Origin of the sequence: Pseudohongiella sp. O18 (assembly GCF_021729085.1) — a bacterium.
In the GTDB taxonomy this organism is placed as follows: Bacteria; Pseudomonadota; Gammaproteobacteria; order Pseudomonadales; family Pseudohongiellaceae; genus Pseudohongiella.
Window position 1 is genome coordinate 918,739 of the sequence record NZ_JAJSAR010000001.1, and the last position, 23,042, is coordinate 941,780.

Here is a 23,042-nt window from a genome sequence, read left to right on the forward strand (position 1 = left end):
TACCGATGTCAGACAAGGACACAAGCGCAGGTCCTCAGAACGATTCGTACCGTCAGCCTGAATTGGCTGGTAGTCCGCTGCTGTCCAGGCGGGCCCTGTTGGCGAGTGCGACGGCCGTTGCAGGCGCAGCCATCTGGCCGGGGCTTAACAGTCACGCACAACAGTCTGCAAATGGCAATAACGGTACGGTTGTGTTCACCAATACGACGGTAGTGACCAATGATGCTGAACGACGCACGCTGCTGAATGTGGCGCTGGCCGTGCAGGGCGATCGCATTGCCGCTATCGGTGACACCGCCGAGATCATGGCCCGTTTCCCAAATGCAGAAGTGTACGACGGCAGTCGCAAGGCCATTCTGCCGGGAATGATCAATTGTCATGCGCACCTGGCTCAGGCGCTGGACAAGGGCTTTAATGAAGACTTCGGTTTTCCCAACAGTCTGCAATTGCCAGAAAACCCGGCCAGCCTGATATCGCCCGAAGAGTCCACGTTGATGTCCATGGTAGGCGCGCTGGAAGCCCTGCGTGGCGGCACAACGACCGTGGTGCAGAACGTCGGTGGCATTGCACGTGATGCCGCAGCGCTGGCATCAACCGGACAGCGTTGGGTGTTTGCCGAGTCGGTACGCGATATCGAAACCGTCGACGGGCCGATGTCACCGCCGCGTCTCGCGAACAGCGTTCCGCCAAGATACTCCGATCGATTACGGGAGGAGGGCATACAGCGCATCGCCGACCTGCACAGCGCCTGGCATGGACATGACAACGGCCGCGTGCAGGTGTTTCCCGCGGCAGCATTGGTGGAACTTTCTTCCCCGCAGTTGCTGCGCGACGTCAAGGCTTTTGCCGATCAGCACAATCTGGGTTACACCATTCACATGACCCAGTCGCAGCCTGAGGTCGACTTTATGCTTCGGTATCATGGTGTGCGCCCGGCTATCTTTCTGGAGCAACAAGGATATCTTGGGCCGCGTCTGTTTGCAGCCCATGCCCGCTATTGCGACGATACTGAAATCGCTGCATTGGCGCGCAGCAACACGATTGTCAGTCATCAGGCAGCGATGGCGGCCAATCGCGGAGTGAATCCGCCTGTCACTGCTCTGCGCGAGGCAGGCGTTCGAATCTCCATGGGCACTGACAATAATAACAATGACATGCTGCACGTCTTAAAGACGGCCATTTCCATGGAGCGCATCCAGCGCAATGATGAGATACCTGGCACTCTTCCTCAGCCGGAGGACATGCTGCATGACTGCTGTACCAATGGTGCGCACGCCGTGAATATGGGCGAAAGCCTGGGTTCGCTGGAAGTGGGCAAGAAGGCGGATCTGTTGGTGCTGGATGTCATGAAACCGCATCTGACGCCGTCGGGCCGGATCCTGTCGGCCTGGATTCACAATGGTCAGCCGTCCGATATTGAATCAGTAATGGTCGATGGTCGTTTCGTCATGCGTAATCACCGTGTGTTGACGGTGGATGAAGCAGCACTGATGGAAGAGGCCTATCAGATCGGACAGCGGGTCTGGGGTCGAATCCTGCGTGACGGGCCAGTACCATTACCCAGATTCTGACTACCGCCAAGGCAATCTTCTTGCGAGATAGTTGACTAATCAAATATAAGTCAATATAGTTGCGCCCTCAACTATCTCGCAAGGAGAATCGCGATGACCGCAATTAAACAAAGCACTTTGTTGATCAGTCTGATCAACCTGAACACTCGACTGGAAAAATCCCTGAGCGGTCCATTGTCTCTGCATGGTATCAGCCTGACCGAATACATGGTCCTGCGGCAACTGGCGCAGGCGCCCGAGCAGAAGCTACGGCGCATCGATCTGGCCCAGCAGGTTGGTCTGAGTGCCTCCGGTGTAACACGCCTGCTCAACCCGATGGAAAAGACCGGTTTGATAGACAAGGAGCAGGTTGAGCGTGATGCGCGTGTCAGTCTTGTCACGCTGACGTCGGCAGGCAAGAAAATTCTCGCAGATGCGGGCACGACCTTCGATCAGTCCGCGCAGTCGATGCTGGCGCCACTAAAGCCGGCAGAGCAAAACACCCTGCAGGCACTTATCAGCGCTCTGCTGTGAATCCATCGGTGCCTGGTGTAATGTAAGCGACTGTTGTGGTTGGGTAGTTGCTCCAGGTTTACATGATGAAAACGTTAATTGTCATGCTGCTGTTGGTCGCGACAGCAGCATCTGCCGCCGAGCGGGATGTATCAACAGCCGACTGGCACGAGTCGGCTGCGGTGGCCGCGCTGTTTCAGGATGCCGGTGTTGAAGGTGCCTTTGTCCTGTTCGATGTGACTGAGCAGAACATGCAGGGATTCAACCTGCGTCGGGCCAATCAGCGCTACGCACCTTCAGGAACATTCAATATTGCTCACACGCTGATTGGTCTGTCGACCGGCGCCGTTGCCAGTCTCGATGAGATTGTTCCGTACCGGGGTGGCGATCAACGCGTGGATGCCTGGGAGCGGGACATGTCCCTGCGTGAAGCATTCACCCTGGCCAACGACGCCTTTTATCAGACCATGGCGCGTGAGATCGGACCCAGTCAGATGCAGCAGCATATTTCGGCGCTGATTTACGGCAATCGTGAATTCGGCTCGACACTGGATCCGTTCTGGGAAGAGGGCATTCTGCATATCAGCGCCGTCGAACAGGTGAGGTTTCTGTCATTGCTGGTGCGTGACGCCTTGCCGTATCCCCGCGAACTATTGTCCACCGTACGTGAACTGATGTTGCTGGAGTCCGGCGAGAACTGGCAGCTATACGGCGACACTGGTTGGGAAAACGCCCCTGAAGCGGGTGTCGGCTGGTGGATAGGCTGGCTACAAAAGGATGGTCGCTGGTACACCTTCGCCCTGAATATGGATATCGAAGAACCCGCCGATGCGAACGAACGCCTGAGCCTGGGTAAAGCCAGTCTGCAGGCGCTCGGCTTACTCTGACGCAGATCAGGATCGATTTCAGCCTGGCAGCGGTGCCAGCGCATCATCCAGCTCTGTGGCACGTTTGTGAGCCGGGCGGGCCTGGATGCGTTCCACGTATTCAGAGAACACTGGGCGGGGCTCTATGGTCTTGAACTGCATGCCCCAGCCGAGATTGCTGGCCAACAGCAGGTCGGCCACTGTGAACTGATCACCACAAAGATACGGACCTTTCTTCAGCGCGCTTTCCAGGGTGCTCATGACATCAATCACTCGACCACTGCCAATCGAGGAGGCGGACTTCTCCGTGATCTCCCAGTTAAACGCGGTAGCGGTGGTGGCCATTTCCAGCGGCCCGGCGATAAAAAACAGCCAGCGGTAGTAGCATCCCCGCAGCGGACTGTCGACCGGCGGTGCCAGGTTTTTATCAGGAAACTGATCGGCCAGGTAAGTGCAAATGGCCGCGACTTCCGTGATCACCATGTCCCCATGTTTCAGGGCTGGTACTTTACCCATCGGATTGATGGCCAGGTAGTCCGGTGATTTGATGTCCTTTTCATAGCTGATAACAACGGCCTCGTAAGGCTGGCCAATCTCTTCCAGCATCCAGCGTGCGATCCGGCCTCGCGACCAGGGGTTGGTGTACAGCGTCAACGTGCTCATACCTGTCTCCTTGTTGATATTTCTGGTTCGCGAGCAGCTTACGACGTATATAGGTTATATTCCGCCCTATATAAATGGTAGTTTTGTAACTATCTTTCCTGACCTGACTTACCCGTCCCACGGAGGCGCCCATGTCCGGCCCGACCACGCGCGTACTCGCCCTGCTGGAACTGCTGCAGACCCATGGTCGCCTCAGTGGCGCGGAGCTGGCGCAGCGTCTGCAGGTCGACCGGCGTACAGTAAGACGCTATATCACCGTACTGGAAGATCTTGGCATTCCCGTGACCACCGAGCAGGGTCGTTATGGCGGCTACATGCTGGTTGCCGGATTCAAGTTGCCGCCGATGATGTTCACTGATGAGGAAACGCTGGCCGTGTCGCTGGGTCTTCTGGCCGCTCAGCAGCTTGGGTTGGTGGAGGCGGCGCCGGCCATCGCCAGTGTGCAGGCAAAGCTGGAACGTGTGATGCCACCCAGGCTAAAACAACGGGCACGGGCTGTTGGTGAAACCACACGTGTAATCCTGCCGCGTGTCGAAGGCAGCTTCGACAACAATGCGCTGCTGACGCTGACACATGCGGCGCAGTCTGAGAAACGGGTTTTTCTGCGTTATCACACACCCGATGGAGAGGTGCTGGAGCGCCAGGTTGATCCCTATGGGCTAGCGTTCTTGAGGGGGCGTTGGTATGTAAGTGGTTACTGTCACTTGCGTAAGGATATGCGCTCATTCCGGCTTGATCGCATCAGTGGTGTCAGGCAACTTGCCATGCCGTTCAAGCGCCCCGCCAATTTTGATGCCGCCGAACATCTGCGCAGCAGTATGTCGAAGCTGCCCCGTACCATGCCGGTCGAGGTGCTTCTGCAAACCGACGAAGATACGTTAACGCGCACAGTCGGGTTCTGTCCGGGCACCACCAATGTGTTTACGGAAACGGATAAGGGCTGGCTGATGCAGACGCGCACTGACAGTTATGACTGGTTTATCTGGTGGCTGGTCCAGCTGCGGATTCCGTTTCTTGTCAAAGGCCCCGATGGCCTGCGCGATGCCTTTCGCAGTTATATTGGCAAGCTTGGGGAAGCATTGTAGGCTGCAGGAATTACAGGAGAATACTCAATGCCGCAATCAGCACAGAACGTACTGGACTTCTGGTTTCGTGAAATAGAGCCAGCCATGTGGTGGAAAAAAGATACTGACTTCGACGCCACCATCGAAAGCCGGTTTGGCGACACGCTGCGGCGTGCAGCGCTGGCGGAGCTTTATGAGTGGCGCCGTGATGCCCCGGGCCGACTGGCGGAGATCATCGTGCTGGATCAGTTTTCACGGAATGTTTATCGGGAGACACCACAGTCATTTGCGCAGGATGCGATGGCTCTGGTGCTGGCGCAGGAAGCGGTAGCCAATGGCGCGCTGCAGGAATTGAATGAGAATGAGCGAACCTTTCTGCTGATGCCCTACATGCACAGTGAGTCAGCTGTCATTCATCAACAGGCTGAACAGCTATTCCTGGAGCATGCGCCCAAGCAAAACTATGAATTCGAGATAAAACACAAAGTCATCATCGACCGCTTCGGGCGCTACCCGCACCGCAATGAAATTCTGGGGCGAAAATCGACGGACGAAGAGGTCGAGTTTCTCAAGCAGCCCGGCTCAGGTTTCTGACTGCTTCGCTTTGCGGTCCACGTGTCCCAGGTCGCGATCCGGCGCAATGACATCCCGAACTTTCTGTTTAAGCACAGTAATCTCCGGAAACCCGCCATCATCCTTGCGTGACCAGACCCGTTGACCATTGGCATGCACCTCGAATATCCCGCCAGTGCCCGGACGCAATGTCAGCTCATCAATTTCCTGGTCAAAAGTCGTCAACAGCTCCTGAGCCATCCAGGTGCTGCGCAGCAGCCAGCGACACTGTGTGCAATAAGTTATAACGACATGATTACTCATACACAAAATCTCCGCGCCAGGATGGTGACAGGCATCGCAATTCAGGACTCGGGCGTCGGGAATATGCCCAGATTGCGCACGCTGTCGAAATAGCCAGCGACACGCAGCTGGATGACCACTTCCTGGTCGCTGTCGTTTCTGAAGTACCAGCCATGTTCACCGGTAACCGGGGCGACCAGGCTGCCGTAAGAACTGGTAGCAGCTTCCTGCTCCTCATAACGGTACCAATAGGAGTCGTCATCCGGGTCGTGACCGTGAAAGTCTACATACACCGGCGACAGCGAGTACCACTGGTACATCATGACCTGATCTTCTGCCATGACGGCCTTGAATTCAGTACGCTCAGTGGGCTGCAGCACAATCTCTACCTGCTCGCTGCGAAACGGGCCTGAGTGGCCTTGATAGTCCGCGGGATCAGGCATGGCGATGGGGTCGTCCGATGAGCCACCGGAGCACGCGCCAAGAATCAGCAGGGCGGCTGTCAGAAAACCAGTAAGGCGCATGTATCCATTCATTATTTGTGCTTCTCCAGTAACCAGCGGTAAAGTTGGATTCTATTGAGTTTGGACGGTGCTGACCATGGTTAAACTGGCAATACTGGATACTGATATCCTTTATGACCCCTTGCAGGAAAAATTTGATAGCTACGGAAAGATGTTCAAGGATCTGCTGCGCAGTGTCGGTGTGGCGGACGCTGGTTGGGAGCTGGCAGTATATCCCGTCATTAGCGGCAAATTCCCTGTCTCGCCCGATGACCATGATGCTTACCTCATTACTGGCAGCAAGTACGACAGTTTCTCTGATGAAGAATGGATTGCGCAGCTGAGAGACTATGTTCGCGAACTGTATCAGCTCGGCAAACCCATGGTGGGCGTCTGTTTTGGTCACCAGCTGCTGGCGCATTCACTGGGTGGTCATACCGATCGCAGTGATGCGGGTTGGGGGCTCGGGGTCATGGCCTATCAGGTTAATCCGCAGGCCTGGTTCACACCAGTGCCGGAAACCGTCAGTCTGATCGCCAGTCATCAGGATCAGGTCAAAAAGCTGCCGCCAGAAGCGCAACTGCTGCTCAGCAATGATTTCTGCCCGTTTGCCGCCTTTCATATTCCTGAAAAAGTTCTGGCCATCCAGGGGCACCCGGAATTCACCGTCGACTATACTCGAGCCTTGCTGGACTATCGCGCTGAAAAGCTGCCCGCAGATGCGCTGGGAAAAGCGCGCGAATCACTGGCCAATCCGCACAATGGCCGCCTGGTCGGCCAGTGGATCCGCGAGTTTGTGGAGCGAGCCGTCTGAGGGCCAGCATGTTTGTTTGCTGGACCAGATGGAACAAAATCCGCATGCACCGGGTCTGATTAGATAACAGGCTGTTGCGAACTATCGCAGTGCAACAACCTGCCGGACTGAAATCATTTCTGTGGGCCATCGCTTGATGCCTGGAAAATAGCAGTCAGTGCAGGGCGGTGTCCCTCTTGTTATCAGGAGGCGCCCATGCGCGTGCAAACTGATAGTGCAACACATGCTACGCAACAATCCTCTCTCGACGCTAACGAGCGCTTCGGTCTGCGCGACATCAAAATGGCTGACCTGCGTGAAGCCCTGCGCCGGGGAATGGACGATTTCTTTGCCAGCCCGACTCATGGTGTCTTTCTGACGATCATCTATCTGTTGATTGCTGCAGTCGCTGCGATTGCGGGCCTGGGCGAGAATCCCCTGCCATTGATATTTCCGCTGATTGCGGGTGCGGCGCTGATCGGCCCGCTGGCCGCCTGCGGCCTGTATGAACTGAGTCGGCGGCGTGAGAACGGCCAGAATTACGCCTGGTGGCATGTCTTTGATGTATTCCGAACACCCTCGCGATGGGCCATCGCGGGGATGGGCGCTATCCTGGCCTTGCTGTTTGTAGCGTGGATGCTGACCGCTGCAGCCCTGTACGGCACGTATTTTGGTGCCGTGCAGCCGGCCAGTATGCGGGCCCTGCTGGAACAGGTTTTAACCACAACGGCGGGTTGGCAGATGCTGATGAGCGGCGTGTTTATTGGTTTTTTCTATAGCGCTGTCGTTTATGTGGCCACCGTGGTCTCTCTGCCACTGATGATCCACCATAAAGTTGGTTTACCAGAAGCGGTTGGCCTGTCGATCAGTGCCGTGCTGCGCAACTGGCGTCCGATGGTGGCCTGGTACTTCCTGGTGGTCGCCCTGATGATAATCGGCAGCCTGCCCCTGTTGCTGGGGCTGGCTATCGTGGTGCCGGTGCTGGGTCATGCCACCTGGCATCTGTATCGGCGAGTTTGTCAGTCAGGGACGCAGTAACTGGCTTACGACTTCAGGGTTGCCATCGTTGTCTGCTGGCGTAATGCCGAGGATGGCAGCCATGACGTTATAGAGATCGACCATACTGATATTGTCGATAGCATGTGGCTGTCGAAACGCCGGACCATGGGCGATAAACAGACCCTGCATGTCCGCTGCCTGATTGTCGTAGCCATGGCCGCCACGGACCTGCTCAATAGTTCCGTCGCTCAGCATTCCCTCCAGCCAGCTGCGGCGCAGCATTGCCCAGCCGGGCTCAGCCAGCACCAGTACCGGTGCGATACGGTGATGACCTGAGAAACGAAAACGTTCCGGCAGTGTTTCCTGGGTGTAGACCTGTGCCTGTGGTGGCAGGTTTTGCTGCAAAGTCGCAACAATGGTGTCCTGTTGGCCTGGCTCCGGGAATATGCTGACCAGCTCGCGGGAATACAGCGCCTGCTCGGCCAGAGACGGATCGAACGCCTCGTCTATAATGATGTGATTATTTAAATCTACTGCCGCCATACCGTGATCTGAGGTCACCATCATGTTGACCTGGTCGAACAGTCCGCGAGCCTTCAGTCCAGCAATCAGATAGGCAATCTCGGTATCCACGGCATGCATGGCCTGAGCGACCTGCTCTGAGGCTGGCCCGAAGTTGTGACCGGCAGTGTCCACATCACTGAAGTACAGAGTAATGATCTGTGGCCGTTCAGGATCTGGCATCTCAAGCCACTCAAGTACTGTCTCAACCCTTGTCCGGTTGGTGATGCTTTCGTCATAGGTAAACCAGTATGTCGGGCTGATGCCCTGGATGGCTGCCTCGGACCCCGGGAAAAAGAAGGTACCTGACACCATATCATTGTGGGCAGCGGTCACCCAGATAGGTTCACCCTGCCACCAGTATGGGTTCTGCACCTGTTCCCGATTACCAAGACTGAACCGTTGCTGCGTCTGCGGATCATACATATTGTTGTCGACGATGCCGTGTCGCGCCGGATAAAGCCCGGTCACCAGCGTGTAATGGTTGGTAAATGTTTTAGTGGGAAACACTGGCTGCAGCGTATGCGCCTGCAGACCCATGGCTGCGAGCTCCGACAGCGCGGGTGCCTCGTGCAACCGCAGATAATCGTGGCGGGCACCGTCGATGGAAATCAGAATCAGGGTTGGGTCAAGGTCCTGATTGTCCGGGTTCCCGTTGCGCTGCGCTGCTGCCGTAACAGGCGTCAGGCAAAAACAAAGCGCCCAGGCCAGCAGGGCGCTGGCCATGATAGACATGCGCCCCCAGGTGGTCTGGAAATTCGAACGGTCACGGCTTGTCGAGCTGTTGTCCCTGTAATGTGTCATCTCGCTATCCTGTCAATGCAATGGCAAAGGGAGATAACACAACTATGTGACAATGCCATGTATGCGCCCTGCCGGGCATTCAACAGTTGACCGCGATGCTGTCGGGCCGCCTGCCTTATTCGGCGTCCTCGATCGGCGCTGGAATCCAGCGGTGTATCTCGGAAATGGAGCAGGCCGGCGCGCGATCGTTGTCAAAACCGATGCGGTCACCCGGGCTCAGGCAGACGCCTGTTCGAGACTCTACCGAAATTGTTGCAAAAGCCTCTGACGGCTGGCACGCGCCGACCAAGTCGACCAGATAATACTCGTCGATATTGGCGCGCAGGATGACAGACGTGGCGCTGTGCTCGCGCCAGCTGTCGATATTGCGACTGAAGCAGATGGAGTTGACCTGCTCGCCCGCCGTTCCATTTCTAAGCGCTTCGTTCTGCGGAGAGCTGCCGCAGGCACTGAGCGCCAGTGCGAGTGTTGAAGCAAAAGCAATGCCTGTAGTCCTGATTATCTTGACTGACATAAGAATCCTCCTGATTGCTGTCTCGAAATGCCTTGAGCAACCAGCTGTCTGACTCATTCCCTGCATCGATGGCAGTACTGGCATGCACAAAGCGTTTACAAGTTCATAAAAACATGTTGCTGCGGGCGAATCAATTTCCAGGCGGCTTTTGTGTGGCTCTGGTCACACGCAGAGCGCGACACAATGTCAGGCTCACAGCAATGCAGTACGTTCCTGTGGCGTCATGAAAGGCACCGGGTTACCGCTGCGATGGCCGTAAATGACCGCGTATACCAGAACGTTCTGTACGTAACCGCGAGTCTCGAGGAAGGGGATCGTTTCAATCCACACATCAATGGGGACCGGATTGTCTTCTGTGCGTCGCAGCCATTGTTTGACACGGTTCGGACCAGCGTTATACGCAGCAGCGGCCAGAATACGGTTATTGTCAAACTCTTCCATCAGGCTGGCCAGATAGTGGCTGCCCAGCGAAATATTGACGTCGGGTGTATAGAGATCATCACTGCTGATCTGCAGTCCCAGCGAGCGCCCCACCTCTCTGGCGGTGGCGGGCATTAGTTGCATCAGACCGCGCGCTCCGGCTGGTGAGCGCACGTCATGCATGTAGGCACTTTCCTGGCGGGTAATGGCAGACAGAAATTGTGGCTGCAGGCCTAGTTGCGCAGCAGCGGAGTTGAAATGATCCGCGTAGGCCAATGGGAAGCGCAGCTCAAGGTCGTCCCAGTGCTGCAACTGAATCATGGCCTGTATGGTATTGCGATGCCAGCCCCAGTCCAGCGCCAGACGTCCGCTGGCACCAATCTGTTCCGGACTCATGCGGGCAGTGGCGTGTGCCCATTCATTGCGGGCATTGATTTCATCGCCGATATGATACAGCTCATGTGCTCGGACAATCGCCGGCATGTCATACAGGGCCTGCCGCTGCGCCTGGCTGGCGGCCACTGGAATGTCTGTCATATCGTAGGGCTGACCCAGTCGGTCGGCTGCCAGATAACCATAAAAACTTCGATTGCCTGCCAGTGACTGATAGATGCCCTGCGCCTCGGCCTCGGCACCGTCATAATTCAGCATCACAATGGCTCTGGCGCGCCAGTACTGCCAGCGCTCCGAGGCCCGGTCTTCTTCGGGCAGGTATGTAAGCAATCGGTACAGGCCCGGCCAGTCCTGATCCCGCAGTGCATCACGTAGCAGCCAGCTCACCAGCGTCTCGGTTGCCAGGCCGGGCGTGTTGCGCATCAGGGTTTCAGTTTCTTCATCAAAGCCCTGTACCAACAGGCGCATGGCAATGAAGCGCTGCAGTTCCAGCATGACCTCATCATCAAAATTCTGGTGCTCATGATGCTGATTGAGCAGCAGCATCGCCAGCGGCGCATCGATTCTGGCCAGGCGGCGCACACCATGCAGAATGATTTCTCTTACTTCAGGTGTTCGGGCGCTGAGTGAATCCAGATTGCGCAGGCGCTCAGGCTGCTGATCAATTTGCAGGTAAAGCTGGGCCAGCTGTTGCTCGCGATCTGGCATCAGTGTGCTGATGTAGCGTGCCAGTGATCGGTTGCCAGCCTGAATATTTTTGCTGAAGCGCTGCCAGGCAATATCGGGTGTCAGATATCCGGCCGCCATCCAGGCCTCAAAAACCGGGTCGCACTCATTAGGCTGCGAGCGGGCTACGTTCCAGAGCTCACCTGCTGTCGCCAGCTGGCTGTCGTCGCCGAGCTCCAGCCAGGCACGATGGGCGTAGCAGGTCAGGCGGGTGTAGGTGTTGTCCGGATTGTAATAGCGGACGATATCTTCCCAGCGGCGTTCGTCAGCCAGTCGGGCAAGCCATTCGCGTTCCAGGCGTTCGGCCAGATAGGATCCGGCATAGCGTTCCAGGAATGTATCAACGTCATCGAAGGGCAGGCGATTCAGTCGGCGGCTGAGATCGGCATAGTCGATGTATTGCACCAGCGGATAGTCATCAAGCTCTGCGCGCAGCGCCTGGTACTCCTGCTGGCGGTTAAGCTGCAAAGCTTCGCGCGCCGAGAGGTAACGCTGGCGCTGTTCATTGATATTGGTGCCATAGTGAGGCGCCTGGGCAAGTGCGGCAGGCAGGGACAGTCCCATAAGCATTGCTGTAACGACAAGATTGCGAAGCATTCTTTGGCTGTCCATGTTGGTCTCTGTTGTTATCGTTGCTGCTAAAGCAGACCCAGTAGCAGTGTGATTCGTTTCATGGCGGATTAGCCTGCGCGCAATGCTGGTGGCTAGCGCGCGGGCAGGCGGCCATCCGGGTGATCCTGCCAGAACTCACGCAGCTCATGCAATTGTTCTGCAGTCCAGTTGTCGGGTTCGCTCATGGCCAGCCACACGTCATGATAATGCGCTGCCGCGTACCAGTGTCCAAAGCCACGTGGTGCGGTGCGGTTGGTCATATCGGCGGCAAGCTGCAGCATGGTGACCACGGGATACCATCGCAGCGTGGGCAATACGTCGGGACCGCGCTGAGCGCTCATCCAGGGCGGTTCGCGGTAAAAATACATCGGGTCAAAGAAGGTGATAGGGTCGCTGGCGTACTGAAGAAAGGCGATGCGAAACGCGCCCCAGGAATCCTCTGGATAGTTGGGTGAGCCGTATTGATTAAAGAAACGCACAACCGCGCCATCACGAAAACTGGGCCGCCAATGTGGCGTATCTGCATCGCGGCGCTGAGTGACATCGCGCCAGGTTTCGCTGCTGAACGGCGGGCCGCTCCAAAGCGCGCCATGAAACGGGTCATCAATGATGTCGTAGAAATCAAAGGACAGATCGGAGTTGCGGGCGCCCAGACTGAGCCCTGTCAGATAGAGTTTTGGGCGGGAGTCGGCAGGCAGCTCACTCCAGTAGCCGTATATGGTCTGGAACATCTGGCGAGCCTGCTCGACGCCATACTCACTCTCTGACAGCAGGGCCAGGGGGCTGGACAGGTAGGAGTATTGGGCCGCTACGCTGGCGACACTGCCGCGATGCAGAAATTCCAGCGGAGTCACACTGGCCGGATCAATCCAGCCGTCACCGGTCGGTGTGACCAGCAACAGCACGTCCCGGTCGAAGGCGCCGGTGCGCTGCAATTCGCGAAGTGCGAGATCGGCTCGGGCGGCATTGGATGCCGCGGAATTAAGCCCGACATACACGCGAATCGGGCGCATGGCTGGCGCGCCCGAAACCGATGCAATCTGCTCAACCGTCGGCGTTGCACTGATGTATCGTCGGCCCTGCCTGCCCAGAGATTCCCAGGCGATCAGTGATTGCGCGCTACCCACTAGACCCGCATCCAGGGGCTGGGCTATTTCTGGTTCGATCAGCTCGTCTATCTGTTGATAGGACCGGTCAGCAGCCTGAAACGCCCGCGTAAAAAAGACACCGTCAATGATGGACCAGAACAGGGCGAAGGCCAGCAGCAGGCCAATAAGATGAGACACCCGGGCTGGAACAAAGCGTTGCAGGCGCGCGGAGAGAAAACGAAAGGTTCGCACAAACAGATGTGCCAACGCTAACAGACTGAGAAAGACGAGCAGAGCAACCAGGCCGATCGTGCTGATTTGCACGCCACTGATTTCATTCATGCCCATCAGGCGTCGCAGCTCATTCTGCCATTCACCGGCCTGCCAGATAAAAAGTACAGCAATTGCCAGACAGATGGCGCCTGCCAGCCACTGCAGCCGCCACAGAACTCTGGCGTTGAAACGCGGCAGATGAAAGTAGACCCACAGATGATACAGCGCCGCACCGATGCCGTAGCCGGCCAACAGGGATAGTCCTGACAGCAGCCCCTGCATGGCACCCATGCGGGGCACCAGCGAGGGGCTGAGCGACAAGGCAAAAAACAGCGTGCCCAGCAATAAGCCAGTACTGTGAAAATAATGGCCTGCGCGGCGCAGCAATCGCCTGATGGTCCAGCGATTAATCGGCATGGTCAACAACTACCTGACTGTCCATAAAACATTACACGGGGTGGTTCAACTGATGAATAAAGCAGTATGCTTGAGCATTATTCATGCTACACGCCAGTATTGCGCACATAGATCCTGGGAGATACAGAATGCCAGCAAGATACCTCATCCCGACGGGAATTTCCCGGGCCCTGTTAACACTTTTTGTACTGAGTGCACCGCTGGCTTTTGGCAACGATGATGATCCGCGCGCGCGTGAGGTCGGTGTGGCGCCTGGCATTTACGAGCCAGGTCGACTCAATGCCATCACGGATGTGGCGGGCGTCAAAGTGGGGCAGGTGTCCATCATCGAGGGGGATGATATTCGCACGGGCGTCACGGCGATTCTGCCGCATGGCGGCAACCTGTATCAGGACAAAGTGCCGGCCGGTTATGCACAGGGCAATGGTTACGGCAAAATGATGGGCACCACTCAGGTGATCGAGCTGGGTGAGCTGGAGACACCAGTGCTGCTAACCAATACCCTGTCCGTTGCCGAGGCAGCAGCTGGCAGTATTGAATGGACGCTGGCGCAACCTGGAAATGAACGGGTCCGCTCGGTCAATGCCGTAGTCGGTGAAACCAATGACGCCAACATCAACAATATCAGGGCGCGAGCGGTGCAAGCTGAGCATGCCATCGAAGCCATTTCCGCGGCCACTGATGGCGCAGTGGACGAGGGTAGTGTGGGGGCCGCCATGGGCACCGTCACCTTTGGCTGGAAAGGTGGTATCGGCACCAGTTCGCGCGTGCTGCCCGAAGCCGATGGCGGATTTACTGTAGGTGTGCTGGTGCAGACCAACTATGGTGGTGAGCTTCACATCATGGGTGTTCCCATGTCGCCGGACGCGCTGGCATCAGCGACCCAGCGTGTGCCACAGGATCCAACACCTGACGGCTCCATCATGATCATCATCGCCACCGATGCGCCGTTGTCGGACCGCAATCTGCACAGACTGGCCAGTCGTTCATTCCTGGGGCTGGCACGGACCGGTTCCGCCATGTCCAATGGTTCGGGCGATTACGCTCTCGCGTTCTCCACAGCAGAGGCCGTGCGGAGGACGCCGCAACGGCGGGAGCAGGGCCATAGCATCGAGGCCTGGCCCAATGACCTGATGACACCGTTGTTCCAGGCGGTGGTAGAGGCGACTGAGGAGGCCATTTATAACGCGCTGTTCAAGGCAAGTGATGTTCGGGGTGTGAATGGCGATCAGCATCCGCAGTTGCCGGTGGGTGGTGTTATCCAGATTCTCCGCGAACGCGGCGTTATTGAGTAAAAAACTACCATCGTTGCGATTGCTTCGTTAAAAGCAGGCTCAAAATGCTCATTTACTACTCGTAAATTGCGCTTTTTCGCCAGCTTTTGCCTCGCACTCGCGGCCTCGGCTACGTTTTTTCCTTTCAATAAGCAGCTCATAATGTTTAGTAATAAGGCTATAAATTGGCAAGAAAACCCATATTGGAAATTCATTCCTATTCATGCCAGATTAATTTTTAATTTAAATACAGTGTGTTATGGGGATGGCTGCGAATTGGCCCGGCATTTGCAGTGCTTAGCTGGTGTACGATAAATAAATAGAAATTAGCAAGGAGCTTTACCGTGAAAATGACCGCCTGCCTGGCACTGGCCGCCAGTATCGTTGCCCCCGCCGCATTGGCTGATGATTGTCGTTACAGCAAAGACATTGATCTTGAATTTGATTCTGAAGATGTTGCCCGTCTGATTGTCGAGGTGGATTCGGGATACCTGAATGTCCGTGGCGCTGGCAACGGTTCCCAGCTGGTGATCCGGGGCCGGGCCTGCGCTGACGATGAGGACAAATTGGACGGACTTGATCTGGTTTCAGATCAGCGTGGTAGAGATCTTGAGGTTCGCATGGAAGCTGAATCGAATACCGGTAATTTGAATTTCAGTTTTTTCAATACAAGCTGGTCTACTTACGCCTACATTGACGTCGACATTGATATACCGGCTGGTATGGCGCTGGAAATCGATGATGGCAGCGGGTCAATTGATATTCGCGACACAGTCGGTGACCTGCGTATTGACGACGGCTCAGGCAGCATCAACATCCGCGGTGTTGCCGGTAACGTCGATATTCGGGATGGCTCGGGCGGAATCGAAATTCGGGATGTGACCGGGTCCGTGCGTGTTAATGACGGTTCGGGCAGTATTACGATTCGTGAGGTGTCAGGGGATGTCGAGATCCCTGACGATGGCTCGGGTTCAATCGATATCAGCAATGTTGGTGGCAGTGTCGTCATAGACGATGATGGCTCAGGCAGCATTGATGTATACGATGTAGATGGTGACTTCATCGCCCGCAGCACTGGCTCGGGCGGGGTCGATTATGGCCGCATCGGTGGCCGGGTCGACGTGCGCGATTGATCGCAGCTTAGATGTCGGGGGTTGAGCGCAGGACTGCGGGTCTGTCTATGATAGACCCACTGCTTGACCTGCCGTAGCGACCGTCGTAGTCTGAAGCCATGATCTCTGCAACCTTTTCTTACGGGTTCTCTGGTTTGCAAACTGCCTACCAGGGAATGACCCGATCAGCCCAGGACATTGCCAGCGCCAATACAGTGGATGCGGCGGGTGTGCGAGATAGCGCCACCGAGATTAATGCAGGGCTGACCGGTACAGCGGACACCAACACCGCCCTGATAAGCCTCAAACAAAACCTTCATCTGTTCGATGCCTCTGCCCGCGTGGTCAGCATCGCTGATCAGCAGATTGGCAGTCTGCTGGACATCACGGCCTGACAGGTCGCCGTCCGGCGGTATCGTCGACATAAACGTTTTACAAAAAGCATTCATCATAAGTCGGGTCTACCGAGGAACGAGTTATGTCTGCTACCGAGCCGGTGATTATTCGCCCTGAAACCCACGCCGATATCGAGGCGATCGAAGAAGTCATAGTGGCGGCCTTCGAAGATATGCCGTACTCGGACCACTCCGAGCAGTTGATAGTGCGTCAGCTGCGTGATGCCGGTGCACTGACGGTTTCGCTGGTGGCGGAATCGGAAGACGATGTGGTCGGGCATGTTGCGGTTTCACCGGTTGAAGTCTCTGACGGCTCATCTGGCTGGTATGGGCTGGGACCGATTTCCGTGTGGCCGTGCTGCCAGGGGCAGGGGATAGGTTCACGGTTGATGGATGCAGCGCTGCAGGCCTTGCGCGAACAGAACGCGCAAGGTTGTGTACTGCTGGGTGAGCCTGAGTATTATGGCCGCTTCGGATTTGTTGCTGACTCCGGGCTGGTGCTGCCCGACGTGCCGCCCGAGTACTTTCAGGCGCTGTTGCTGAAGGGAGAAATCCCTGGTGGTACAGTCGCCTATCACCCCGCATTCATGCAGGCCAATCCCTGACCCGTAAACCCCTGCATTTGTCACTTAGCTGTCATAGTCTCCGCCGGCGGAATTGCGCATAATGCGGCTTTGCCTGATGCCGAGCGTCTGACAGGACCATTGAGTGAGCCACAATCCTGACCTTATCACTATCGTTGCCATCGGCGGCGCCTCCGCCTCTGGCAAAAGCCGTTTTGCCGCCCAGCTTAAACGTCATCTTCAGGCACATTGGCCGCATCGCGAAGTCGCGCTGATTCCCGAGGATGCCTACTACCGGGATCAGCAGCATCTGAGCTTCTCTCAGCGACTGCAGACCAATTACGACCAGCCCGAGGCTTTTGAACACGCTTTGCTGGCGCAGCATCTTTGGCAACTGCGCCAAGGGGAAGCCATTGAACTGCCTGCCTATAATTTTACTGAGCATACACGCCAGCCTTATACCACACCCGTAGGGGTGCCAAACGTGGTGCTGGTGGAAGGTATCCTGGTGCTCAGTAACCCGGCGCTAAGGGAGGTTGTCGATCTGTGTATTTACATCGACACGCCATTGGATATCTGTCTGCAGCGCCGAATCCGACGCGATATGGCCGAGCGCGGCCGGACGCGCGAGTCAGTGATTGCGCAGTTCGAGACGACAGTGCGGCCCGCGTTTGAACAACACATTGAACCCTCAAGGCAATATGCTGACGTGGTTGTCGCTGGCAATGGTAGTGTGACTTCCGCCATTGAACATATCGCCAGTCGCATCATGGCGTTGCAAAAACCAGAACAATTAAATACAACGCAGGAGCGCGCCTCATGATGGCACTGGTCGGCATTGCCTTGCTGCTGTTGATTGCATATCTGGTGTGCAATGACAAAGCGCACATCAACTGGCGCACGGTGGGTGGTGCGTTTGCCATTCAGTTACTCTTGGGTGCCTTTGTTATCTATCTGCCCTTTGGGCAGGCGGTGCTGTTGCAGGTCACGCAGGTGGTCAGTAACATCATCAGCTACGCCAATGACGGCATCGTGTTTGTGTTTGGGGAAATTGGCAATTTTTCGCAGGGTTTTATTTTTGCTGTGCACGTGCTGACAGTGATCGTGTTCTTCTCTTCACTGATCGCGGTGCTGTATCACCTGCACATCATGGGCTGGATGATCCGGTTGATCGGTGGAGCTTTGCAAAAGCTGTTGCAGACCAGTCGTCCGGAATCCATGTCTGCAGCTGCCAATATTTTTGTGGGTCATACCGAGGCTCCGTTGGTGGTGCGTCCATTCATCCCCAGCATGACACGCTCCGAGTTGTTTGCCGTTATGGTGGGCGGACTGGCTTCTGTCGCCGGTTCGGTCCTGGCCGGATATGCCGGTCTTGGCGTTGAGCTCCGGTATCTGATCGCCGCCAGTTTTATGGCGGCGCCAGGTGGCTTTTTAATGGCCAAGCTGATTCTGCCTGAAACCCAGCGCACCAAAAACGATCTGGCAGAGGTGGTTGATGACGAGCGCTACACCAATGTCATTGATGCCGCAGCCACCGGCGCAGCCAACGGCATGAAGCTGGCGCTGAATGTTGGCGCGATGATACTGGCCTTTGTAGGCCTGATTGCGCTGATCAATGGCATGCTGGGCTGGCTGGGTGGCCTGGTCGGTTTCGAAGGCATCACACTGCAATTGCTGTTTGGCTATCTGTTTCAGCCACTGGCATTTCTGCTGGGCGTGAGCTGGGATGAAGCGCAGCAGGCTGGCAGTTTTATTGGTCAGAAGCTGGTGATCAATGAGTTTGTTGCCTACCTGAACTTTGTGCAGGTTCAGGAACAGCTAAGTGAGCATACGCAGATCATTGTCACGATCGCTCTGTGTGGTTTTGCCAATTTTTCTTCGATTGCGATATTACTCGGTGGCCTGGGCGGCATGGCGCCCAATCGCCGGCAGGATATTGCCGAGCTTGGCATGAAGGCATTACTGGCAGCGACGCTGGCCAATCTGATGAGCGCCGCGATTGCCGGCTTATTCTTCTCTCTCTTGTAGCGGGTCAGGTGACGCAGTATGTCGACAGCCGTACCAACATTAAACATTCAGGAACTGGACAGCGACACTGAGCGCTTTGTGGAAGCCCTGGGCAAGGCCTACATGCAGTTTGGATTCTGTGGCATCACCGGACACGGCATCCCCCCCAGTCTGATCAAGGAAAGCTACAGGCAGGTACAGACCTTTTTTGATCTGCCTCTGGCAGACAAACAGAAATACCACATCCCTGGAGTTGGCGGCGCCCGCGGCTACACGGCATTGGGCATTGAAACTGCCCGTGACAGTCAGCATCCCGACCTCAAAGAGTTCTGGCATGTCGGTCTGGAGCTTGATGGTGACGCGCCACACCAAAGCCTGTATCCCAATGTCTGGCCTACGGAGGTCCCCGGGTTTGAACCGGCTCTCAAACAATTGTATGCAGAGCTCAAAGGACTTGGCGAACGGGTTCTTCAGGCGCTGGCGCTGTTTCTGCAACTGGATCGAGACTACTTTGCCGACAAAGTGAATTATGGCAACTCCATCCTGCGGCCCATTCATTACCCGCCGGTACCCGGTGATACCGGGGGATCCATCCGGGCCGGACAGCATGAAGACATTAATCTGATCACGCTGCTGATTGGTGCCAGCGATGCGGGCCTTGAAATTTTGCGACCGGACGGCAGCTGGTTGCCAATTACCACTCAGGGCGACACCATTGTCGTCAATATTGGTGACATGTTGCAGCGATTGAGCAATCACGTTCTGCCCTCGACCACGCACCGGGTGGTGAACCCGGTGGGCGACGGCGCTACCCGCTCACGCTACTCACTGCCTTTTTTTATGCACCCCAACCCTGACTTTGAAATTCGTACGCTGACTACCTGTGTCAGTGAGGACCGCCCGGAGCTCTATCCGCTGCCCATCACTGCAAATGACTACCTGCTGGAACGACTGGCCGAGATTGGTCTGCTGAAGTAATATCCATCAGGTTGGTTTCAAAAGTGTTTTCGGAGGGTGTCATGCTTTTTGTTCGTCGGTTTGCGGCGCTCGCCGCATTATTGCTGCTGCCACTGAGTTTGCAGGCGCAGTATCTGAATACCACGTTCCACTTTGCACCGCAGGGTATGGCGGGAACAGACGCGCTGGTGATGCTGGTGCCTGCGGAAAGCGAACAGCTGCAGTTGTCCGGCTGGTCCCAGCAGACAGTTGCCCAGATAAGCCGGGCCATGGCTGCCGCCGAGTTTGATGGGGCCGTCCGTCAACGCCTGGAAATCATGGCGCCCGCCGGCCTGGACGTCGACCGGCTGATTCTGCTCGGCGTTGGCGATCCCGCCAGTCTGCAGCGTTCGGTAGCGGAAGAAATTGGCGCGGCGCTGAGTGCACACATCAACGGCAGTAATGCCCAGGTCATCGAGATTCATTCTGAGTTGATCGCTGACAATGCGCGTGCCGTAGACATCATGGCGTCCGTCGCGCACGGTGTAGATCTGCGTAACTATCGCTTTGATCAGCTCAAGAGTGAGCCTGATGATCGTCCCAGCCAGACCTATCATTGGGTCTCGGCTGCGACCGGAGACCTGCAGCAGCGCTATAACGCTTTGCGCGCTCTGGCGGAAGGCGTTTTCACCGCACGTGAGCTGACCACACTGCCCGGTACCGATGGCAACCCGGCTGCGTTTGCCGAGTATGCCGCCAATACACTCACACCCCTGGGCGTTGACGTTACTATCCTGGGGCCTGAAGAAGTGCTGGAAGCGGGTCTCGGATCTCTGTACGGCGTCAGCAAAGGCAGCCAGCACAAAGCACATTTGCTGATCGCACACTGGCGCGGCAGCGATGATCGTCCCATCGCACTGGTCGGCAAGGGCAATACCTTCGACACAGGCGGATATGATCTTAAAACCACCGACTCTATCCTGGTGATGCAGACAGACAAGGCCGGTGGCGCCGCGGTAGTGGGTGCTGTCAAGGCACTGGCGGGTCAGCAGGCTGCTGTGAATGTGGTGGGTGTTGTGCCTTTGTCGCAGAACTCGATTTCTGGTGAGGCAATGCTGCCGGGAGACGTGCTGACGGCCGGTGATGGCACCACTATTGAAGTGGCTTCCACCGATGCCGAAGGGCGACTGATTCTTGCGGACGGTATCTACTACGCCCGCGACCGTTACGACCCGGCAGTCATCGTAGACATTGCGACGCTGACCGGTGCCAAGTCTACGGCATTGGGCAGCGAGTTCTCTGCTATTTTCAGCGAGCATGATGATTTGATTGCAACAATGACCGAGGCGGGTAACATGACCGGCGAGCTGGTCTGGCGTCTGCCGCTTGGTCCTTATCCTGGCATTATCGACAGTCGCATCGCCGATATCCGTAATACGGGATCACCGGGTGCGCAGGCAGGTGCCGTGTTTCTGCAGCACTTTGCCCGTGATACACCCTGGCTGCACATAGACATGGCGGGCCAGGCGATTGTCAGCAGTCCCAGTGGGGTGCACCCGGCCGGTGGTACCGGTCACGGTGTACGATTATTGACTGAATGGGTCAAATTATACGCAGGTCAACAATGATTCCTATCCCTCGACAAGAAGATATCGTAAGCGGTCCGCATCGCATCGAGAAAGACCTGCTTGGCCCGCTGGCAGTGCCGGCTGATGTTTATTATGGCGTACAGACCCAGCGGGCGCTCGAGAATTTCATTCTTACTGGTGTGCCGCTGTCACACTTTCCCAAGATGATCATCGGCCTGGCCATGGTCAAGAAGGCTGCGGCGGCAGCCAACCATGACATCGGCTTATTGGATCCGCAACGTTTCAAAGCGATCGATTACGCCTGCGATCGATTGATCAATGGTGAATTCCACGATCAGCTTGTGGTGGACATGATTCAGGGTGGCGCAGGTACCTCCACCAACATGAATGCCAATGAAGTGATCGCCAATATTGCGCTTGAATATCTGGGACACAAAAAAGGTGAGTACAAGCACCTGCATCCGAATAATGATGTGAATATGTCTCAGTCCACTAACGACGTGTACCCCACGGCCATCCGTGTGGGTCTGCAGTTGTCTCACTCAGAGCTTGTCGACAGTCTGGCGGCGCTGCAGGCTGCGTTTGCCACCAAGCGCGATGAGTTCAAGGACATTATCAAAATGGGGCGCACGCAGCTGCAGGACGCTGTGCCGATGACACTGGGCCAGGAGTTTGGTGCCTATGCCACGACACTGGGTGAAGACATCGAACGTATCGGTGGCATGTATGACCTGCTGCTGGAGGTCAACCTGGGAGGCACGGCCATTGGTACGGGCATCAATGCTGATCCTCGCTATGCCGTGCTGGCAGTGGATCATCTGGCGCGGATTGCGGGCTACCCGATGCGACTGGCCGCTGATCTGATTGAAGCAACATCGGATATGGGGGCATTTGTCCTTTTTTCTGGCATGACCAAGCGACTGGCGGTGAAGCTGTCAAAGATTTGCAACGACCTGCGTCTGCTGTCAAGTGGACCACGCACCGGTCTGTTTGAGATAAACCTGCCGCCACAGCAACCCGGTTCGTCCATCATGCCAGGCAAGGTGAACCCGGTGATCCCGGAAGCGGTAAACCAGGTGGCTTACCAGGTCATTGGTAATGACCTGGCTATCACCATGGCCGCTGAAAACGGCCAACTGCAGTTGAACGTGATGGAGCCCCTGATTGCCTACAAGATCCTGGAAAACATGCGCCTGCTGCGCCGTGCCATGGATATGCTGCGTGAGCGTTGTGTAGTCGGCATCACGGCAAACGTCGACCGCTGCCGGGAGCTGGTGAACAACTCGATAGGATTGATCACGGCGCTCAACCCCTACATTGGTTACGAGAATGCCACGCGTATCGCGGCGCTGGCCCTGCAAAGCGGGCGTGGGGTGCTCGACCTGGTGCGCGAGGAAGGCCTGCTCGACGAAAAACTGCTGGAAGAAGTACTCAAACCCGAAAACATGGTCAATCCACGCCAGCGATCGAAGTGATCGCTGGCGTGACAATCATTTAACAGCCGTTTAAACCATACGCTGTGTCACGCCGTCTAACGCTACAAACAACGGAC

At 56.3% G+C, this 23,042-nt stretch carries 23 protein-coding genes; 16 read left to right on the plus strand and 7 right to left on the minus strand.

Features of this window, described 5'->3' with window-relative positions:
• The first annotated feature begins 5 nt into the window (after positions 1-5).
• The 3 genes from LVD14_RS04130 (at position 6) to LVD14_RS04140 (ending at position 2,950) form a co-directional block, all read left to right on the plus strand.
• A complete protein-coding gene (locus LVD14_RS04130; protein ID WP_237132765.1) occupies positions 6-1,571 on the plus strand; it encodes an amidohydrolase family protein in 1,566 nt (521 codons plus the stop codon).
• A gap of 93 nt (positions 1,572-1,664) precedes the next feature.
• A complete protein-coding gene (locus LVD14_RS04135) occupies positions 1,665-2,084 on the plus strand; it encodes a MarR family winged helix-turn-helix transcriptional regulator (RefSeq protein WP_237132766.1) in 420 nt (139 codons plus the stop codon).
• Positions 2,085-2,146: 62 nt separating this feature from the next.
• A complete protein-coding gene (locus tag LVD14_RS04140; protein ID WP_411268253.1) occupies positions 2,147-2,950 on the plus strand; it encodes a penicillin-binding transpeptidase domain-containing protein in 804 nt (267 codons plus the stop codon).
• Between the two features lie 18 nt (positions 2,951-2,968).
• Here the strand turns inward: LVD14_RS04140 and LVD14_RS04145 are convergent, their stop codons facing one another.
• Positions 2,969-3,592 (minus strand): glutathione S-transferase family protein, encoded by a 624-nt coding sequence (locus tag LVD14_RS04145; protein WP_237132767.1) that lies wholly within the window; start codon positions 3,590-3,592, stop codon positions 2,969-2,971.
• Between the two features lie 131 nt (positions 3,593-3,723).
• On the opposite strand from LVD14_RS04145, the gene LVD14_RS04150 reads away from it, so the two are divergent.
• Together LVD14_RS04150 and LVD14_RS04155 are read left to right on the plus strand one after the other, a co-directional pair.
• The gene (locus LVD14_RS04150) at positions 3,724-4,677 is read left to right on the plus strand and encodes a helix-turn-helix transcriptional regulator (protein ID WP_237132768.1); all 954 of its coding nucleotides are present in this window, start codon (positions 3,724-3,726) and stop codon (positions 4,675-4,677) included.
• A 27-nt stretch (positions 4,678-4,704) separates the two neighbouring features.
• Entirely contained in the window at positions 4,705-5,250 is a 546-nt protein-coding gene (locus LVD14_RS04155) for a DUF924 family protein (RefSeq protein ID WP_237132769.1), read from the plus strand.
• Here LVD14_RS04155 and LVD14_RS04160 read toward each other — a convergent pair.
• Together LVD14_RS04160 and LVD14_RS04165 are read right to left on the minus strand one after the other, a co-directional pair.
• The gene (locus tag LVD14_RS04160) at positions 5,239-5,532 is read right to left on the minus strand and encodes a SelT/SelW/SelH family protein (protein WP_237132770.1); all 294 of its coding nucleotides are present in this window, start codon (positions 5,530-5,532) and stop codon (positions 5,239-5,241) included. The genes LVD14_RS04155 and LVD14_RS04160 overlap by 12 nt on opposite strands.
• A 41-nt stretch (positions 5,533-5,573) precedes the next feature.
• Complete coding sequence (locus tag LVD14_RS04165; RefSeq protein WP_237132771.1) at positions 5,574-6,047, minus strand: hypothetical protein; 474 nt, start codon at positions 6,045-6,047, stop codon at positions 5,574-5,576.
• Between the two features lie 64 nt (positions 6,048-6,111).
• On the opposite strand from LVD14_RS04165, the gene LVD14_RS04170 reads away from it, so the two are divergent.
• Together LVD14_RS04170 and LVD14_RS04175 are read left to right on the plus strand one after the other, a co-directional pair.
• Entirely contained in the window at positions 6,112-6,828 is a 717-nt protein-coding gene (locus tag LVD14_RS04170; protein ID WP_237132772.1) for a glutamine amidotransferase-related protein, read from the plus strand.
• A 195-nt stretch (positions 6,829-7,023) separates the two neighbouring features.
• Positions 7,024-7,845, plus strand: coding sequence for a DUF2189 domain-containing protein (locus LVD14_RS04175; RefSeq protein ID WP_237132773.1), 822 nt, complete (start codon positions 7,024-7,026; stop codon positions 7,843-7,845).
• Here LVD14_RS04175 and LVD14_RS04180 read toward each other — a convergent pair.
• The 4 genes from LVD14_RS04180 to LVD14_RS04195 all read right to left on the minus strand — a co-directional run bounded on the left by LVD14_RS04180 (position 7,831) and on the right by LVD14_RS04195 (position 13,614).
• Complete coding sequence (locus tag LVD14_RS04180; RefSeq protein ID WP_237132774.1) at positions 7,831-9,171, minus strand: ectonucleotide pyrophosphatase/phosphodiesterase; 1,341 nt, start codon at positions 9,169-9,171, stop codon at positions 7,831-7,833. The two genes, LVD14_RS04175 and LVD14_RS04180, sit on opposite strands and share 15 nt — an antisense overlap.
• 115 nt (positions 9,172-9,286) lie before the next feature.
• Entirely contained in the window at positions 9,287-9,685 is a 399-nt protein-coding gene (locus tag LVD14_RS04185; protein ID WP_237132775.1) for a DUF6491 family protein, read from the minus strand.
• A 192-nt stretch (positions 9,686-9,877) separates the two neighbouring features.
• A complete protein-coding gene (locus LVD14_RS04190; protein WP_237132776.1) occupies positions 9,878-11,836 on the minus strand; it encodes a transglycosylase SLT domain-containing protein in 1,959 nt (652 codons plus the stop codon).
• Between the two features lie 92 nt (positions 11,837-11,928).
• Positions 11,929-13,614, minus strand: a complete 1,686-nt coding sequence (locus LVD14_RS04195) for an alpha/beta hydrolase (RefSeq protein WP_237132777.1) — start codon at positions 13,612-13,614, stop codon at positions 11,929-11,931.
• A 128-nt stretch (positions 13,615-13,742) separates the two neighbouring features.
• On the opposite strand from LVD14_RS04195, the gene LVD14_RS04200 reads away from it, so the two are divergent.
• The 9 genes from LVD14_RS04200 (at position 13,743) to LVD14_RS04240 (ending at position 22,965) form a co-directional block, all read left to right on the plus strand.
• Entirely contained in the window at positions 13,743-14,909 is a 1,167-nt protein-coding gene (locus LVD14_RS04200; protein ID WP_237132778.1) for a P1 family peptidase, read from the plus strand.
• Between the two features lie 323 nt (positions 14,910-15,232).
• Complete coding sequence (locus LVD14_RS04205; RefSeq protein ID WP_237132779.1) at positions 15,233-16,021, plus strand: hypothetical protein; 789 nt, start codon at positions 15,233-15,235, stop codon at positions 16,019-16,021.
• A 98-nt stretch (positions 16,022-16,119) separates the two neighbouring features.
• Positions 16,120-16,395: a hypothetical protein gene (locus LVD14_RS04210; protein WP_237132780.1), complete on the plus strand. Its 276-nt coding sequence runs from the start codon at positions 16,120-16,122 to the stop codon at positions 16,393-16,395.
• An 83-nt stretch (positions 16,396-16,478) separates the two neighbouring features.
• Positions 16,479-17,000, plus strand: coding sequence for a GNAT family N-acetyltransferase (locus tag LVD14_RS04215; RefSeq protein WP_237132781.1), 522 nt, complete (start codon positions 16,479-16,481; stop codon positions 16,998-17,000).
• Between the two features lie 103 nt (positions 17,001-17,103).
• Complete coding sequence (gene udk / locus LVD14_RS04220; RefSeq protein ID WP_237132782.1) at positions 17,104-17,781, plus strand: uridine kinase; 678 nt, start codon at positions 17,104-17,106, stop codon at positions 17,779-17,781.
• The gene (locus tag LVD14_RS04225; protein ID WP_237132783.1) at positions 17,778-18,986 is read left to right on the plus strand and encodes a NupC/NupG family nucleoside CNT transporter; all 1,209 of its coding nucleotides are present in this window, start codon (positions 17,778-17,780) and stop codon (positions 18,984-18,986) included. The genes udk and LVD14_RS04225 overlap by 4 nt, the downstream gene beginning before the upstream one ends.
• Positions 18,987-19,004: 18 nt before the next feature.
• Positions 19,005-19,943 (plus strand): isopenicillin N synthase family dioxygenase, encoded by a 939-nt coding sequence (locus LVD14_RS04230; protein WP_237132784.1) that lies wholly within the window; start codon positions 19,005-19,007, stop codon positions 19,941-19,943.
• Positions 19,944-19,984: 41 nt separating this feature from the next.
• Entirely contained in the window at positions 19,985-21,529 is a 1,545-nt protein-coding gene (locus LVD14_RS04235) for a leucyl aminopeptidase family protein (RefSeq protein WP_237132785.1), read from the plus strand.
• The gene (locus tag LVD14_RS04240; protein WP_237132786.1) at positions 21,526-22,965 is read left to right on the plus strand and encodes an aspartate ammonia-lyase; all 1,440 of its coding nucleotides are present in this window, start codon (positions 21,526-21,528) and stop codon (positions 22,963-22,965) included. The genes LVD14_RS04235 and LVD14_RS04240 overlap by 4 nt, the downstream gene beginning before the upstream one ends.
• The last annotated feature ends 77 nt before the right edge of the window (positions 22,966-23,042 follow it).